Origin of the sequence: Pseudomonas sp. SLFW, from assembly GCF_009905615.1 — a bacterium.
In the GTDB taxonomy this organism is placed as follows: domain Bacteria; phylum Pseudomonadota; class Gammaproteobacteria; order Pseudomonadales; family Pseudomonadaceae; genus Aquipseudomonas; species Aquipseudomonas bambusae.
This window is the reverse complement of record NZ_JAAAKW010000007.1, coordinates 193,932-210,743: the sequence shown is the minus strand read 5'-3', so window position 1 is coordinate 210,743 and position 16,812 is coordinate 193,932. Positions and strand designations below refer to the sequence as shown.

9 protein-coding genes are annotated in these 16,812 nt (G+C 61.4%); 8 read left to right on the top strand and 1 reads right to left on the bottom strand.

What is annotated here, in order from left to right:
- Positions 1–57: 57 nt before the first annotated feature.
- The 8 genes from glnE (at position 58) to GVN17_RS15030 (ending at position 10,373) form a co-directional block, all read left to right on the top strand.
- Entirely contained in the window at positions 58–3,009 is a 2,952-nt protein-coding gene (gene glnE / locus GVN17_RS15065; RefSeq protein WP_166596064.1) for a bifunctional [glutamate--ammonia ligase]-adenylyl-L-tyrosine phosphorylase/[glutamate--ammonia-ligase] adenylyltransferase, read from the top strand.
- Between the two features lie 233 nt (positions 3,010–3,242).
- Positions 3,243–4,277 carry a lipopolysaccharide heptosyltransferase II gene (gene waaF, locus GVN17_RS15060; RefSeq protein WP_166596063.1) on the top strand — a complete coding sequence of 345 codons (1,035 nt, stop codon included), beginning with the start codon at positions 3,243–3,245 and terminating at the stop codon, positions 4,275–4,277.
- A 1-nt stretch (position 4,278) separates the two neighbouring features.
- A complete protein-coding gene (gene waaC / locus GVN17_RS15055; protein ID WP_166596062.1) occupies positions 4,279–5,343 on the top strand; it encodes a lipopolysaccharide heptosyltransferase I in 1,065 nt (354 codons plus the stop codon).
- Positions 5,343–6,467 (top strand): glycosyltransferase family 4 protein, encoded by a 1,125-nt coding sequence (locus GVN17_RS15050; RefSeq protein ID WP_166596061.1) that lies wholly within the window; start codon positions 5,343–5,345, stop codon positions 6,465–6,467. The genes waaC and GVN17_RS15050 overlap by 1 nt, the downstream gene beginning before the upstream one ends.
- Positions 6,464–7,270: a lipopolysaccharide core heptose(I) kinase RfaP gene (rfaP, locus tag GVN17_RS15045; RefSeq protein ID WP_166596060.1), complete on the top strand. Its 807-nt coding sequence runs from the start codon at positions 6,464–6,466 to the stop codon at positions 7,268–7,270. Before GVN17_RS15050 ends, rfaP begins: the two co-directional genes overlap by 4 nt.
- Positions 7,270–8,004 (top strand): lipopolysaccharide kinase InaA family protein, encoded by a 735-nt coding sequence (locus GVN17_RS15040; RefSeq protein ID WP_166596059.1) that lies wholly within the window; start codon positions 7,270–7,272, stop codon positions 8,002–8,004. Before rfaP ends, GVN17_RS15040 begins: the two co-directional genes overlap by 1 nt.
- Complete coding sequence (locus GVN17_RS15035) at positions 8,001–8,756, top strand: lipopolysaccharide kinase InaA family protein (protein WP_166596058.1); 756 nt, start codon at positions 8,001–8,003, stop codon at positions 8,754–8,756. The genes GVN17_RS15040 and GVN17_RS15035 overlap by 4 nt, the downstream gene beginning before the upstream one ends.
- Positions 8,757–8,933: 177 nt before the next feature.
- Positions 8,934–10,373, top strand: a complete 1,440-nt coding sequence (locus GVN17_RS15030; protein ID WP_166596057.1) for a lipopolysaccharide kinase InaA family protein — start codon at positions 8,934–8,936, stop codon at positions 10,371–10,373.
- 106 nt (positions 10,374–10,479) lie between these two features.
- Here the strand turns inward: GVN17_RS15030 and GVN17_RS15025 are convergent, their stop codons facing one another.
- A complete protein-coding gene (locus GVN17_RS15025; RefSeq protein ID WP_166596056.1) occupies positions 10,480–16,569 on the bottom strand; it encodes a membrane-targeted effector domain-containing toxin in 6,090 nt (2,029 codons plus the stop codon).
- Positions 16,570–16,812 lie beyond the last annotated feature (243 nt).

Genomic DNA, 16,812 nt, shown 5'->3' with positions numbered 1-16,812 from the left:
TTTGTAGGGGGAAACCCCTCGGCGGGTAGCCTTTTGAACGCCGATCAAGGATAGACCATGAGCCTTCCCTCGCTGGCCAATCTGCCGGCCGTCCTTCTGCCGTTGGTTTCTCGCGCGCAGCAATCCTTTCGCGCTGCACTCACCGCTCTGACCGAGGGTGGGCAGGCCACTTTCGAGGCCTGGCCCGCTGAACGTCTGGCCGCATTTGATCGCGTGTGCGCGTCCAGCGACTTTGTCGCCGAACAGATCATGCGCGACCCGCAGATGCTGCTCGACCTCGCTGAATCCGGCGAGCTGGAGCGCAGCTTTGCGGCCAATGAACTGCGTGAGCACATCGCCAACGCGGTGGCCGAAGCGACCACCGACGATGAGCTGGGGCGTAATCTACGTCGTCAAAGGACGCGTCAGCAAGTCCGAATTATCTGGCGCGACCTTACACGCCAAGCCGATCTGATCGAAACCTGCCGCGACCTTTCCGACATGGCGGATGGCAGTATCGACCTCGCGTACCGATGGTTGTATGACAGACATTGCCAACAGTTCGGCGTCCCGACGGGCCGTCGTACGGGCGAAGCGCAGCAAATGGTCATCCTGGGCATGGGCAAGCTGGGCGCCGTCGAGCTGAACCTCTCTTCTGACATCGACCTGATCTTCGCCTACCCCGAAGGCGGTGAAACGGTGGGCGTGAAGCGTCCGCTGGACAACCAGGAGTTTTTCATTCGCCTCGGTCAGCGATTGATCAAGGCGCTGGACCCGGTGACCGTCGACGGATTTGTGTTCCGCGTCGACATGCGCCTGCGGCCTTACGGTTCGTCCGGCGCGCTGGTCTTGAGCTTCAACGCGCTGGAACAGTATTACCAGGACCAGGGCCGCGACTGGGAACGCTACGCCATGATCAAGGCACGGGTCGTCGGCGGCGATCAGGCCAAGGGGAGCGAGTTGTTGGAAATGCTGCGACCGTTCGTCTATCGCCGCTACCTCGATTTCTCCGCCATTGAAGCGCTGCGCACCATGAAGCAGCTGATTCAGCAGGAAGTGCGGCGCAAGGGCATGGCCGCGAACATCAAGCTGGGTTCCGGGGGCATTCGCGAAGTGGAGTTCATCGCTCAGGCGTTTCAGCTGATCCACGGCGGACGCGACCTGAGCCTGCAACAGCGGCCACTGCTCAAAGTGCTGCGCACGCTCGAAGGGCAGGGCTATCTGCCCACGGCGGTCATCACTGAGCTGCGCGAAGGCTACGAATTCCTGCGCTACACCGAGCACGCCATTCAGGTGATTGCTGACCGCCAGACGCAAATGCTCCCTGAAGACGACCGCGATCAGGCGCGCATTGCTTTCATCATGGGCTTTGCCGATTGGGATGCCTTCCACGCGCAACTGATGTACTGGCGCGGACGGGTCGATTGGCATTTCCGCCAAGTGATTGCCGACCCTGACGAGGAAGAGGGTCAGGAGGACGGTGGCGAAGAGATTGTCGGCGGCGAGTGGTTGCCGCTGTGGGAAGAGTCGCAAAACGAGGAAGCTGCTTGCCGTCAGTTGCAGGAAGGCGGTTTCGTCGATGCGCAGAAAGCCCTGAAACATCTGAATAACCTGCGCAACAGCTCGCAATTGCGCTCGATGCAGCGACTGGGGCGCGAACGGCTCGATGCATTCATTCCGCGACTGTTGGCTCAGGCGGTCGAACACGCCAACCCCGATCTGGTGTTGGAACGGGTATTGCCGCTGGTCGAAGCCGTCGCTCGGCGTTCAGCGTATCTGGTGCTGCTCACTGAAAACCCCGGCGCGCTTCGGCGTTTGTTGACGTTGTGCGCCGCCAGTCCTTGGATCGCCGAGCAGATCGCCCGATTCCCGCTGCTGCTCGATGAGCTGCTCAACGAAGGTCGTTTGTTCAGCCCGCCCCAGGCATTGGAGCTCGCCGCCGAGCTCCGCGAACGACTGACGCGCATCCCCGAGGATGATCTGGAGCAACAAATGGAGGCACTGCGTCACTTTAAACTGGCGCACCGGCTGCGCGTGGCCGCGTCGGAAATCACCGGCAGCCTGCCATTGATGAAAGTCAGCGATTACCTGACCTGGCTCGCCGAGGCGATTCTCGAACAAGTGCTGGCACTGGCTTGGCGGCACACCGTTGCGCGTCATGGTGCGCCGCGCCGCCCTGATGGCACGTTGTGCGATCCGGGGTTCGTGATTGTCGGTTATGGGAAAGTCGGCGGCATTGAACTGGGGCATGGTTCGGACCTGGACCTGGTGTTCATCCATGATGGCGACCCCCAGGCGGAAACCGACGGACCGAAGCCGATCGACGGCGCGCAATTCTTCACACGACTGGGTCAGCGGATCATTCACCTGATCACCACGCAGACCAACTCCGGCCAGTTGTACGAAGTGGACATGCGCCTGCGGCCCTCGGGCGCGGCGGGTCTGCTGGTCAGTTCGTTGGGGGCGTTTTCGCGCTATCAGGAGAACGAAGCCTGGACCTGGGAGCATCAGGCGCTGGTTCGTGCACGGGTGCTGGTGGGCAGTGTGGATGTGGGCAATGGATTCGAAGGCGTGCGCGCGTCGGTGCTGGGGCGCGAGCGTGATCTGGCGACGTTGCGACAGGAAGTCAGCGACATGCGCGCCAAGATGCGCGACAACCTCGGAACCAAGGGCACGCTGGCCGGGAAGGGGGCAAATGCCTTCGAACCCACGTCGTCGTTCGATCTCAAGCAGGACGCCGGTGGTATCGTCGATATCGAATTTATGGTGCAATACGCGGCCTTGGCGTGGTCCAGAGAGCACCCCGCGCTGCTTCGATACACCGATAACATCCGCATTCTCGAAGGTCTGGAAGAGGCAGGGCTGATGCCCGCCGCCGACGCGAGCCTGTTGCGCGAGGTGTATAAAGCGTACCGTTCCGCCGCACACCGACAGGCCCTGCAGAAAGAGGCGGGCGCGGTCAGCGGTGATCAGTTCGCCAGCGAGCGGCGTGAAGTGATGCGGGTCTGGGGGCAGTTGGGGTTGAGTTGAGTCGTCTGAAAAGTTGAGATGACTGCTGGCCCTATCGCGAGCAAGCTCACTCCTACAGGTACGCTCGTTTCTTGTAGGAGTGAGCTTGCTCGCGATAGGGCCAGCCCAAACACTGCAAGTCCGGATGTTTGCGGACCTATATAAAGCTATGACAGGGAGGCGTCAGGCTGTGTGGAAGCGTCACGCAGTCTGATGGGCCTCCCTGCTCGTTTCTGGTCGTTTTTGGATTGAGCATGAGAATTCTGATCGTAGGGCCCAGCTGGGTCGGTGACATGGTGATGGCGCAAACGCTGTTCCAGTGCCTGAAACAGCGTCACCCGCAGTGCGAAATCGATGTGCTGGCCCCCGAGTGGAGTCGGCCGATTCTTGAGCGCATGCCCGAAGTGCGCACGGCCTTGAGCTTTCCGCTCGGCCACGGCGCGCTGGAACTGGCGACCCGTCGCCGCATCGGCAAATCGCTGAAAGGCCAGTACGACCAGGCTATTCTGCTGCCCAACTCGCTGAAATCGGCGCTGGTGCCGTTCTTCGCCGGTATCCCGAAACGCACTGGCTGGCGTGGCGAGTTCCGCTACGGCCTGCTCAACGACGTGCGCGTGCTGGATAAGCAGAAATACCCGCTGATGATCGAGCGTTTCATGGCCCTGGCTTACGACAAGGACGCGGAAATCCCGCGTCCGTATCCGAAACCGAGCCTGCAAATCGAAGCCGTCAGCCGCGACGCCGCGCTCGCCAAATTCGGTTTGACCCTTGACCGCCCGGTGCTGGCGCTGTGCCCCGGTGCCGAGTTCGGCGAATCCAAGCGCTGGCCGTCCGAGCACTACGCCAAGGTCGCCGAGACCAAGATTCGCGAGGGCTGGCAGGTCTGGCTGTTCGGCTCAAAGAACGATCACGCGGTGGGCGAAAGCATCCGCGAACGACTGATTCCCGGCCTGCGCGAAGAGTCCGCCAACCTCAGCGGCGGCACGTCCCTGGCCGAGGCCATCGATTTGCTGTCCTGCGCCGATGCGGTCGTCTCCAACGACTCCGGCCTGATGCACGTCGCAGCTGCGCTGAATCGCCCGTTGGTGGCGGTGTACGGCTCGACCTCGCCGGGCTTCACGCCACCGCTGGCCGATCAGGTCGAAATCGTACAACTGGGCATCGAATGCAGCCCGTGTTTCGAGCGCACCTGCCGTTTCGGACATTACAACTGCCTGCGCCTGCTGGAGCCCGAGTCGGTCATCACGTCGTTGAGCCACTTGGGTGGCACGCCGGTCGAGGTCGCCTGACTTGCGGGTACTGCTGATCAAGACCTCGTCGCTGGGTGACGTCATTCATACCCTGCCTGCGCTGACCGATGCGGCCAAGGCCATCCCCGGCATCCAGTTCGACTGGGTCGTGGAGGAAGGCTTTGCGGAAATCCCGACCTGGCACCCGGCGGTGTCCGGCGTGATTCCGGTGGCAATCCGGCGTTGGCGCAAGAACCTGTGGCAGACCTTCAAGAACGGCCAATGGCGCCAGTTCAAGCAACGCCTTCGCGACACCCGTTACGATCTGGTGATCGATGCGCAGGGCCTGCTGAAAAGCGCGTTTCTGACGCGCTACGTCAAAGCGCCGATTGCCGGTCTGGACAGGCTCTCCGCACGTGAGCCCTTGGCCGCACGTTTCTACGACAAGGCCTACCCCGTTGCTCGCGGGCAGCATGCCGTCGAGCGTTTGCGGCAATTGTTCGCTCAAGCGCTGGGTTATCAAGTTCCGGCGGGCCTGGGGGATTACGGGCTGGATCGCAGCCGTCTGCTGAACAGCGAAAGTGGCGCACCCTTTGTGCTGTTTCTGCATGGCACGACCTGGGACACCAAGCATTGGCCCGAGCTGTACTGGCGCCAGTTGGCCGAGCGCATGATCGGTCAGGGTCTGGAAGTGCACCTGCCGTGGGGCAACCCTGCCGAGAAAGCGCGCGCTGAGCGTATCGCCGAGGGACTTGATAAAGCCGTTGTGCTGCCCAAATTGAATCTGGCAGGCGTCGCTAAAGTGCTGGCTGGTGCGCAAGGCTGCGTGGCAGTGGACACCGGCCTTGGGCATCTGGCAGCGGCGCTGGACGTGCCGACCCTGTCGCTGTTCGGCCCGACCAACCCCGGCCTGACCGGCGCCTACGGCAAGTCACAGGTTCACCTCGCAGGCGATTACCCGGCCTGTGCGCCGTGCCTGCAAAAGAAATGCACCTATCGACCGACCCCTGAAGATCAGCGTCAGGTCGATACCGAACGCGAGTGGCCGATGTGCTTCACTCGCCTGAATCCCGAGCGAGTAGCGGGCCAGTTGGGCTCGCTGTTGCTGGCAAAGGAACATCCGTGATGCAACTGGCATTCGTGCTCTATAAATACTTTCCCTTCGGCGGCTTGCAGCGCGATTTCATGCGCATCGCGCTGGAGTGTCAGCAGCGTGGGCATTCGATCCGCGTCTACACGCTGATCTGGGAAGGTGACGTGCCGCCCGGCTTCGAAGTGCTGGTGGCGCCGGTCAAGGCGATCTTCAATCATCGCCGCAATGAAAAGCTCACCGACTGGATGAACGCCGACCTGGCCAAGCGCCCGGTGGATCGTCTGATCGGTTTTAACAAAATGCCCGGTCTGGACGTGTATTACGCCGCCGACGGCTGTTATGAAGACAAGGCGCAGAACCTGCGTCACGGCCTGTACAAATACTGGGGCCGTTATCGCCACTTCGCCGAATACGAGCGCTCGGTGTTCGCCAAAGACGCGAAAACCGAAGTGCTGATGATTTCCGAAGTGCAGCAGCCGCTGTTCATCAAGCACTACGACACGCCGCTCAAGCGCTTTCACCTGTTGCCGCCGGGGATTTCCCAAGACCGTCGCGCACCCGCCAATGCCGCCGAGATCCGCGCCGAATTCCGTCGCGAGTTCAAGCTGGGCGATGACGACCTGCTGCTGGTGCAGATCGGCTCCGGCTTCAAGACCAAGGGTGTGGATCGAAGCCTCAAGGCGCTTGCGGCGTTGCCGTCTGCGTTGCGCAAACGCACGCGCCTGTTCGTCATCGGTCAGGACGACCCCAAAGTCTTTCAGTTGCAGAGCACGACGTTGGGCCTGAGCGACAACGTGACCTTCATGAAAGGCCGCAGCGACATTCCGCGCTTCCTGCTGGGCGCCGACCTGTTGATTCACCCGGCGTACAACGAGAACACCGGCACGGTGCTGCTCGAAGCGTTGGTCGCAGGCCTGCCGGTGCTGGTCAGCGCGGTGTGTGGCTATGCCCATTACATCGCCGAAGCCGACAGCGGGTTGGTCCTCGATGAGCCGTTCGAGCAGCGTCAGCTCAATCAATACCTGAGCCGCATGCTCGAAGACGATGCCGCTCGCTCGGCCTGGGGCAAGAACGGGCTGGTGTTCGCTGACACGGCTGACCTTTACAGCATGCCGCAGCACGCTGCGGATGTGATTCTGGCGGAGCACCACGGATGAAATTGATCCTTGCTGAACCCTTCAAGACCCTCTGGGCCGGGCGCGACGCGTTCGAGGCCGTCGAGGCGTTGCAAGGTCAGGTGTACCGCGAGCTGGAAAACCGTCGCACGCTGCGCACTGAAGTCGATGGCCGCGGCTATTTCGTCAAGATTCATCGCGGCATTGGCTGGGGTGAAGTGGCGAAGAATCTGCTGACCGCCAAACTGCCGGTGCTGGGCGCGGGCAAGGAATTCGACGCGATCAACCGCCTCAAGGAAGTCGGCGTCCCGACCATGACCTCCGTGGCCTATGGCGAGCGCGGCAGCAACCCGGCCGCGCAGCATTCGTTCATCGTCACCGAAGAGCTGGCGCCGACCGAAAGCATGGAAGACGTCAGCATCAACTGGGTGAAACAGCCACCCGAGCCGCGCATGAAGTGGGCGTATATCGCTGAAGTCGCACGGCTGGTCGGCATGATGCACCGCGCCGGGGTCAACCATCGCGACTGCTACCTATGCCACTTCCTGCTGCACACCGACACGCCGGTCACCCCGGAAAGCTTCAAGCTGTCGGTGATCGACCTGCACCGTGCGCAGACCCGGGATCAGATCACTCAACGCTGGCGCAACAAGGACCTGGCCGCGCTGTACTTCTCGGCGCTGGACATCGGCCTGACCCGTCGCGACAAAATGCGTTTCCTCAAAGGCTATTTCCAGCAGCCGCTGCGCCAGATTCTGGCTGAAGAGTCGGCGTTGCTGGTGTGGCTGGAGGCCAAGGCCGAGAAGCTCTATCAGCGCAAGTTGCGGTACGGGGATGCGCTCTGATGGCGGGGTGGAACCTTGAACCGGAATACGCCGAGCTGGCCGCTGACTTTGGATCGCTGGACGCCGTGTTTGCCTTGCAAGGCGAGCGGCTGACCCGCGATCCGCTGTCAGAGGTGATTCGCGTGGAGCGTGGTGGCGTGAATTACTACGTCAAACGTTACGTCGCGGCGGGCAAAGGGCTGCGCCGTTATCTGGGGCGCCCTCGCGTGAAGTCCGAGTGGCAGAACCTCAAGCGTTTCGCCAAGTGGGGCATTCCGACAGCCGAGGTGATCGCCTGGGGCCTTGAGCGCCGGGGCGCCGCGTATGATCGCGGCGCGCTGATTACCCGCGAACTGCCGCGCACCGAGGATTTGTCGGAGCTGGCGCGGGTCCACGACGAGCGTCTGGACAACCGTTCCTGGGTGGACCGAATCAGCCAGCAGGTCGCGCGCTACACCCGGACCATGCACGATCATCGTTTTACCCATAACGATCTGAAGTGGCGCAACCTGTTGGTGGACGACCGCTCGACCGTGTTTCTGATCGATTGCCCGAACGGCGCATTCTGGGTCAGTTTCATGTTGCGTTATCGGATCACCAAAGACTTGGCGTGTCTGGACAAGGTGGCCAAATATCACCTGTCCGCGACCCAGCGCCTGCGTTTCTATCTGCAATACCGTGGGCGCGAGCGCCTGAACGCATCGGACAAGAAGCGCATTCGACACATCGTCAGCTTTTTCGAGGGGCGGGAATGAGTGTTTTCATCGCTGACGCCGACCGTGGCTTGCTGGAGCGCCACGGTCTGGCCGATTTCGATTCGCTGTGGGACGTGCAGCTCGACGCCGTGGACGAACCCAACACCGGGCGCGGCGGCTGGAGCAGTGTGTTTCGCCTGGAGCTTGAAGGCTCCGGTTATTACCTCAAGCGCCAGAGCAATTACCTGACCCACACCCTGCATCACCCGTTTGGCGAGCCGTCGTTTTCTCGCGAGTTTCGCAACATCAGCCTCTATCAGAAGCTCGGCATTCCGGCGCTGCATGCGGTGTTTTATGGCGAGAAAAAGGTCGATGGCGAGCGTCGGGCCATTCTGATGACTCGGGCGCTGGATGGCTGGAGCGATCTGGACACGTTGTTGAGCGAGTGGGACGCGCTGGCCGCGACTCAGCGCCTGGCGATTCTGCAAGCCTGCGGTCAACTGGCGCGCACGTTGCACAAGGCTGGTCAGGTGCATGGCTGTTTTTACCCCAAGCACATTTTCATGAAAGCCAAAGGCAGCGCCTATCAGGCGCAGTTGATCGACCTTGAGAAGACCCGCAAGTCAATCTTCGGCCAACGGGATCGGGTCAAGGACATCGAGCCTTTGCTACGGCGCGCACCGATGTGGAACGAAGCCGAAATCCGCGAACTGCTCGCCGCCTACTTACAGGCGCCGGGTGACAGTGGGCTGGTGGATTCCTGGTGGCAGCGGTTGGCGAAGCGCGGCAGTCATAAGCGCAGCGGTCGGTAAGCGGTGCAATGTCGATGAACACCGTCCTCTGTAGGAGCGAATTTATTCGCGAGAGGCTGGTACATCCGGCGTACTTGCGTGAGCCGAACCATTTTTCGCGAATAAATTCGCTCCTACAGGTTCATCATCGTTCGCAGGGTCTGCGTTTCATTTCATGTTTGATCGAAGAGGGCGCCGATGCGTTTGTCTGAACTGAAAAACGCCGGTCGTACCCCGACGCTGCCGATGAGCATTGCGTTGGCGGATGCGGCAGGACCTGCCGAATTGCAGCTGTTGAGCCTGGTGCGTGTGCTGCCGGGTCAACGTTACGTAGGCGCGGGCATATGGCGTGGGCGTCCGGTGCTCGCCAAATTGCTGGTGGGCAGCAAGGCGCCCCGGCATTTTCAGCGTGAGCGCGCCGGGGTGCAGCTCCTTGCCGAGCAAGGCTTGACCACGCCATTGCTGCTGGCCGAAGGGCTGAACGAAGGCGAAGGCGGCTGGCTCCTTTTCGAATTCCTCGATCAGGCCGAAAGCCTCGGCGAAGCCTGGAAAGCCGTCGAGCACCTGCCGCCGCTGGCCGACGAGCAAACCACCGTGCTGAGCGAAGCCCTCGCCGCCGTTGGCCAGATGCACGCCAAGGGGCTGTGGCAAGAAGACCTGCACCTCGACAATCTGCTGCGACAGAACGGCCAGCTGTACCTGATCGACGGCGCCGGAATTCGGGTCGAAGAAGCGGGCAAGCCGCTGTCCCGCCCAAAAGTCCTGGAAAACCTCGGCGTGTTTTTCGCTCAGTTGCCCAAGTCCCTGGCGCCGTTCACTGAAGAACTGCTGGTCTACTACCTTCTGAGCAATGGCGAGCACGCGCTGCCGGTCGAAGCGCTGCAAAAGCAGATCGACAAAGTCAGCGCCTGGCGACTGCGGGATTACCTGATCAAGATCGGGCGCGAGTGCAGCCTGTTCAGCGTATCGGACGGCCCCTTCGGTCTGCGGGCAATTCGTCGCGAGGAAGAGGCGGCGATGCTGCCGGTTCTGAACAGGGCCGACACCCTGATCGACAGCGGCCACCTTTACAAGACCGGCGGTGCCGCCAGTGTGGCCAAAACCGAGGTCAATGGCCGGCCGTTGGTGATCAAACGCTACAACATCAAGAACTTCGCCCACTGGCTCAAACGCTTCTGGCGCCCGAGCCGTGCCTGGCATTCATGGCGCGAGGGCAATCGCCTGATGTTCCTCGGCATCGCCACGCCCAAGCCGCTGGCCTTGCTGGAACAGCGTTTTTTCTGGCTGCGACGCAAGGCGTATCTGGTCACCGAATACCTGCCGGGCCCGGACGTCATCGAACGTTTCGCGCCTTACGTGGCATCGGGGGATGCGCCGGAAAACGAACTGCAGGCGCTGGACGCACTGTTCGAGCAATTGATTCGCGAGCGCATCAGCCATGGCGACCTCAAGGGCCATAACGTGTTCTGGCACCAGGACCGCTGGGCGCTGATCGACCTCGACGCCATGTGCCAGCACAATTCGCAAAGCGCGTTTGCTGCCGCGTTCGCCAAGGACCGCGCGCGTTTCATGCGCAACTGGCCCGCCGACAGCGCGCTGCACCAGTTGCTGGAACAGCGCTTGCCAAAAGCGGTGTGAGGGAGTCGGGCAGACGTACTAACGACATCCGTCCCTGTAGCAGTCCGACTTGCCGGCGGCAGCGATTTCAATGGCGCCACCGCCGGCCCACCGTGCTGCTAAAGGCTTACCCCACTCGCGTCAGGTTGATGTCTTCAAGCGCCAGAATCAGGGCATCAAGGTCGTCATAGGGTTGCAGATGTACCGCTGGCCACGCCGGACGATCCACGAAAACCTTGCCGGCCTCATCGACCTGCACCGGCGTGCGCAAGATTTCGCCCGTTCTTGTCCTGTGGACAATCACGTACACGTCATCCAGTTCCAGTTCGGTCACGAACATGCCCGGCCGTGCCAGGCGTTGCTCCAGTGACAGTGGTTGTGGCGCCAGAATGCGGGTGGGGCTGACTTGATTGATCCTGCCCGGCACCTCCACTTCGAGCTTGAAATCCCCCTTCACGAATGCGTTTGCTCGGGTCATCGACGCCCGGGCGCTTTCGCCCGGATCTCGAACGATGCCCTGCGAGGTGCCCGGTGCCACGTCATCGACCCGCACGCCGATGGCGCCTTCCAGTTCGGCCACCCCCGGAACGCGGTTGTAACGGTTGGAATGGCTGTTGCCGACCAGCGCGACCCAGCGGTGCCGCCCGACAACCGCCTGATGTCGACGAATCGTCCGGGACGCAAAATAATTCATCATCTCCTGTCGAGTGGTCTTGGTCTCGCGCACGCCCTTGAGGTGATAGCTCGCTGCACAATCGATGGCGCGGACCTCAATACCGTGCTCTCGCGCCTTGATCACTAGCATCTCGAAATTGTAAGCCTTGGCCGGATCCGTCAACTGACCTCGATCCAGATGCTGGAGGCTGTTCAAAAGCTCATTGCTCATTTGACCCGTTTCATGAAACCGGTCCAGATGCAGTTGGTGCAGGTCGGTCAGCAGATGCTCCATGTACAGGGTTTTCACCTGTTGTTCCGCCAGCAGTGACAGGTTGTCGATGAGGAATTTTTTGCTGCCCACGGACGCATGAAACTCCCCGACGACCATTCCATCGGTGTGCTCGTACAGGCGCTGAATGAACTGTGGGGCGCTCAGCGCCGGTTCCACCGAAGGCATCGTCGGGCGCGGGGGGAGATCGGCTGTCAGAATTTCGCGCGCGTCGTGGCGCAGTTTCGTCCGCAGGCCAAAGAAAACGTCCTCCACGTCATTCAGGTGTTCATTGAAGAAAAAATACTCGCTGTTTAGCCCTCGATGCTCCTTATACGCCAGCTCATACAAGATGGCGTGCGACTCGAATGGCATGTCGTAGCGCGGGTCGGCGAGCGACTGCTGAAGCGCGGTCGGCGGCGTCTCTGGCAGCCATTGCTCAGGGTCGATGTGCTGCCAGCCGGTAGCTTCGTCCCACTGAAATCCAAGGCTGGCTCCTGAGGCGTGCGCCCCGGAGGACTGAGGGATAGCAGCCGGAGGCGACGCCGCAATCACGGGAGCCGTTGCAGGTTCTGCCAGGCTGGAAGAGGGGAACTCGATCTTGAAATCGCTCGACGCCATGTTCGTCTCGGTATTGACCAGCGTGGCTTCCTGACTGATTTTCGTTGCCCGGCCTGCAGGTACGTCTTCGATACGCACACTAATGGCGCCTTCCAGCTCAGCGATGCCGAGGACGTGCTCATGGGTCGTGGCGAGCTTCTGATCGACCAAGGCCACCCAGCGTCGGGTCGGTTCGGCGGCCGCGTCACTACCGATCACTTTGTGGCCGAAGAAATTGCTCATTTTTTGAGCAGCAGCGCTATCCCCGGCGGCCCCGGACACCGGGAACGCCATGACCGGATAACTCACCGACGAATTCAAGGGGCGCACCTCGATCCCGTGACGATGGGCCTCTTTGATGAGGTGGTAATAGTCGAATTCGCGACTCATGTTATCCAGCGCCTTGTTGTTCAGGTACCTGAGATGAGCCTTGATCTCATGGGATCCGGCGCGAACCCGGCTGCCCTTGACGCGATACTTCGCCAGCTTGCGCAGGTGCTTGTCCGTGAACACATGTTCGATGTACAGCACCTCGACTCGCTGCTCGGCGAGGGGCTTCATGTTTGTCATCAGCAGGCGTTTGCTGGCGATGGATTTGGGGGCTTCACCGAACACCAGACCGTTGCTGTTGGCAAAGACACTCTCCAGAAAGTCGCCGACCGTGGTCGAGGCATCGACGGCGGGAAGGGCGGGACGCGCCGGGAGTGCGATCGGTTCGGCGAAGAACGCCCGAGCGTCGCGATACAGTGTTTCCCTGAGCTCGCTATAGGTTCGGCGCATATCGCCGTAGTAGGCCGCGAAGAAATCCTCCAGACCCAACGCCACGGGGTCCATGGACGTGCCGGTCAAAATCTCTTCCATGTGCGGTTGCAGATTGGCAGGTAACTCCCACGCTTGCAGCCCTGCATCTGGGGTGCCTGCATGGGTGTCTTCGCGCAGAGGGTTGAACGTGCCGGGAGTGTCATTCCCGCCGCGCAAGCCCGAGCGGGAAATGCGTTGCCACTGCCCTTGCTCGTTCAAACGCACGGGCTGGCGGCCAAAGAACGCGAACGGGTTCTGCGGATCGACGATGTGCCAGCAATGCAGGCTGGCGTCGTAGTGCACTTGATACACCTCGCCGTTCATCTCGATGTAATGCTTGCCCTGGCCGAGGCTCACGCCGTTGGCATGGCCTTCGGTCACTCGCGGCAGATCCTGCAGGGACACGCCGGTGACGCGGTAGTCATTGACTGCGCTGGAAGGCGAGGACGCAGAGGGTTGATCCAGTGGCTGCCAGACGCCGTCGTCATTCTTGCTGGCGTAGTGACCGGTCGGGAAGGCGTCATCCGGTTCGAAGCCGGCGTTGTCATACACCTGCGCCTGCCCCTTGGCATTGGGCGGACCGAGGAGAAAGTGTTCGTCTTCGAGCTTCACCGGATGCAGCTTCATCCGTGTGTGTGACGGTTTTTTCAGCGCCGCAGGACGTGCCCCCTGTTTCGAGCGCTCGGCCAGTTTGCGTGCGACGCCGCCAAAGCCTTTCAGTCCTTGTTTCAAGTCGCCGTAAGCCCCCAGCAGGTTCAACCCTGCCGCGAGGAACAGGCCCGACGCCGTTTCCGGCTCATGCCCTGCCAATGCCTGAACCGCTTTGCTCGCATCGCGTAACGCAAGGGCGACCCCCACCGCAAAACTCAGTGGCGGGAAGGGGGCAGTGACCACTGTGGCGATGATGTCCACGCTGTTCCAGATCACCTGGCTCAGCATGTCATGGCGATTGGTGGAAGTTTCCTCGGCGTCGCGCAGCTTGCGTTCGATCTTTCGGTTGAAGCAAACCTGCGCGAAGTCGGCGATAGGCTCGGCAGGCAGCACCGGTCGTTTATTGCCGTTGCCTGTTTTCATGTCATTCAGGAAAAACGACAGCACGCGGCGGGCGTTGATGCGACAGCGGTCCTTGTAGTAATCGATCATCCCCGGCGCACCGAGGGAGTCAACGAACGAACTGAAGGCCCTGAACTCCAGACCGTCCGGCGCATTTGGCGTGTACAGCAGCGCCGCCAGCCTGACTGCCGTCGGCATCAGTGCATAGCAACCCTGAACGGTTTCGATGTGGATCAAGTTCGTGTCGGTGACGACCAACTGACTGATCCCGCCCATGTGCAGCGCGATGAAGGGCTTGTCGATGTGGATCTGCAATGGATAGACGGGGTGGTGAGCGCGAACCTCGGGCGTCGCGTCGTTCAGATGGCGGATGCTCTGTTGCAGCCACTCATACTGCGTTTCGTCGATGTGCCCCTTCAGCAGGCTGCGCAGGGCGGCGGCCTGCATGTTCAGGCGTGTGATCAGCGCGCGGGTCTGGCGCCGGTAGCCGTAGCCTTCGGACTGCGGATCAAGCAGCGTGCGTTTCACCAGATCGCGATAAGCGTCGGCGAGCCATTTTCCCCGAACCGACCCGGCAACGGAGGCGGGCGTCAACGGGCTGAGGTCGATGCCCTGCGGACCGCTGAACGTGGCCGTCGTGTCGGCCGTGGGTTTAAACACACCAAAACTGTCGTCGTAGCCGTTTCGCATCATTGCGGTGTAGCTCAGCGCTTCACGCTCGGTCTTCACGATGATGTGATCAGGGTCGACCGTTCCCGCAGGCACCTTCAGTAACTGACAAATCTTCTCGCTGGCGCGCTGATGAACATAGTCTTCGAAATCCTGAACCCGAGTGTGCGGCTGCGCGGCATAGTTCGTGATAGCCCCGTTGGCCGCGTCCTCCAGCGCCAGCAGCTGCTGACGCTGTTCACTGCTGGCGCGGATGTACCAGTTCGGGGTGTGGGCCTCGTTCTGCGAGCGCACCACGTTCATCCCTTGGATGACGAGGGTTTGCAGCGCGTTGTCGTAGCTTTCCTGAGTGACAAGGCGCAAAAAATCGGCGCGAGGAAACGGCTTCTCACGCAGTGCGTCGAGGGTTGAATAGAGCGCGGGACGATCAGCCACATTCAGTTGGTCGATGAGGTAGCGGGTCATTTCCGGGCTGGCGGTCCAGGCCACCAGTTCGTGGAGCAGTTGCGTCTCGCTGTTGAAACTCTGGAACAGCTGAGGGCGAGGGGCGTCCGAGGCGAACATGATCAGCCGTTGCAGTTCGCCCGCCGCGTTTTCCTTTCGGAACACCAGGGTGCGACTCAGCGTGGCCCGGTTATTGATCCTGATGTGCTGAATGCGTAACACCTGGTCGGTGGCGGTGAGCACGCCCTCAGTCACTGCGGTTACCACGTTGAAGTCGTCAAGCGAGAGGTGCCCCTGCATTTTGGCGACATACGCGGATTCGGCGATTTGCAGGTCGAGCAGTTCACGCATCAGTTTCTGGCTGGCCGGCTTTCCGTAGGCTTCGCGCTGGTACTCAGCAAAGCTCAAGCGCAGTTTCAGCTCATCGATCACCCGGGCGACATACGCCGGAGTCAGCAAGGCATGGGTGGCCCCGACGGGGCTGCCGTCGATATTCACGGTGGTATGGGTCAGGAATTCCGAGCCTTCGCTCAGGTCATTCGGGTGCAGACCGTACAACGCCAGTTCCGGGAGTGTGCGGGTGACGGTGTAGGTCTCACGCGTCACCGGCAGGGTCCGACGGGTGCTGACTGTGATCGATTCGGGCGCCAGATCATAACCAAGGTCGCTGGCCAGGCGTGCGCGCAAGCTCACCTTCGCGTATTGCTCCGCTGATGCCGCACCGTTCAGCGCGCTTGCCAATGCGGTATGCCCGTCCTCAAAACGTTTCAGACGCTGACGGTATTCGTCCAGGTCTTCGCCCGAGGCCAGTTTGATCCAGTCGGGCAGCGCCGTTCGCGCCTTGCGCTCGGCCAGAGTCAGCTCGCGTCGCTCCAGCATCGCCCGGGGGCCGGACACGCCTGACAGGCTCACCGCGCCTTCGATCTGATTCGCGTGCAGGGTCGAGTCCGGGTTCCGTCCCTCGCCGCAGACGTACAACACGTCTGCGCGCTGTTTCTCGATTAAGCGCTGGATGGCGTGGCGATAAGGGTTTCCTGTGACGAGGCGCAGTTGCACATCGTTTGAGTCGAAAGGCTCCAGATACACGTCCGGATCGTCCGTGGCCGCAAACAGGGCATCCTGATGACGCTGTTCGGCGTTGATGAGCAAGCCCCACCGCAATGCGTTGTCGTTGAGCCAGTGCGCGACCGTGTCGAGCATGGATCGCTGTGTCGCGAACTCCGACACGCCGCTGCCCGGCAGCGCGAGCAGAGTGCGGCCCGACGCGAGGCTCATGACCAGCGCACCATGGATTTCCGCCAGGGCGTGCGCGTCGATGGCAATGTGCAGTGCGCAGACCGTAGGTTGGTCCTGTGCGTCTGTGTCCAGCGAGCCGGGCAGACACTCCAGGGCGTTCGGCAGCAAGTCATTTTCATGGGACTTGAGCGCGACCTCGTCCCGTAATGCTTTTTCGAACAAGGTGGTGAACAGTTTGCGTCGGCTTTGACCTTGGGCGCTTTTGGTGCGCCAGTAGGTGTCCAGCGTCTCGAGCAGCGTGCCGGTTTCTTGCTCGATGGCGGTTTGTTCGCCGGTTTTCAGGGCGTCGAGCAGCGCGGCGTGTGGAGAGGAAAGCTGCAACAGCTCAGTCGTCAGCGTTTCGCAGGACTCGGTCAGACGCTTGAGCGCACTGGCAGCGGCAGGGTGGGTGAGTGCGGGCGAGGGCCGCGTGGGAGTAAACGTCTGCATGATGTGGGGTTCCTGATTCGCCCTGTCCGGCAGGGCATCCATGGCGCGGGCAGGCCGCGTGATTCATGGAGCGAATCAATCACGAGTCGATCAGGAAATGGCGGTAGATATGTAGTGCACGGCATCAAGCCGGGTTTTCGATAATGGCCCCTGATGCTGAGTCATATTGAGCCAGGTCAGCGTCGTCGCGTGTCCTGAAGCGGTTTTGTTCGGGCTGCGCCATATCGCAGTTCATTACGCTAT

Coding starts and splice junctions, on each gene's coding strand:
- glnE (WP_166596064.1), top strand. CDS start 58: ATGAGCCTTCCCTCGCTGGCCAATCTGCCGGCCGTCCTTCTGCCGTTG.
- waaF (WP_166596063.1), top strand. CDS start 3,243: ATGAGAATTCTGATCGTAGGGCCCAGCTGGGTCGGTGACATGGTGATG.
- GVN17_RS15050 (WP_166596061.1), top strand. CDS start 5,343: ATGCAACTGGCATTCGTGCTCTATAAATACTTTCCCTTCGGCGGCTTG.
- rfaP (WP_166596060.1), top strand. CDS start 6,464: ATGAAATTGATCCTTGCTGAACCCTTCAAGACCCTCTGGGCCGGGCGC.
- GVN17_RS15040 (WP_166596059.1), top strand. CDS start 7,270: ATGGCGGGGTGGAACCTTGAACCGGAATACGCCGAGCTGGCCGCTGAC.
- GVN17_RS15035 (WP_166596058.1), top strand. CDS start 8,001: ATGAGTGTTTTCATCGCTGACGCCGACCGTGGCTTGCTGGAGCGCCAC.
- GVN17_RS15030 (WP_166596057.1), top strand. CDS start 8,934: ATGCGTTTGTCTGAACTGAAAAACGCCGGTCGTACCCCGACGCTGCCG.
- GVN17_RS15025 (WP_166596056.1), bottom strand. CDS start 16,569: ATGCAGACGTTTACTCCCACGCGGCCCTCGCCCGCACTCACCCACCCT.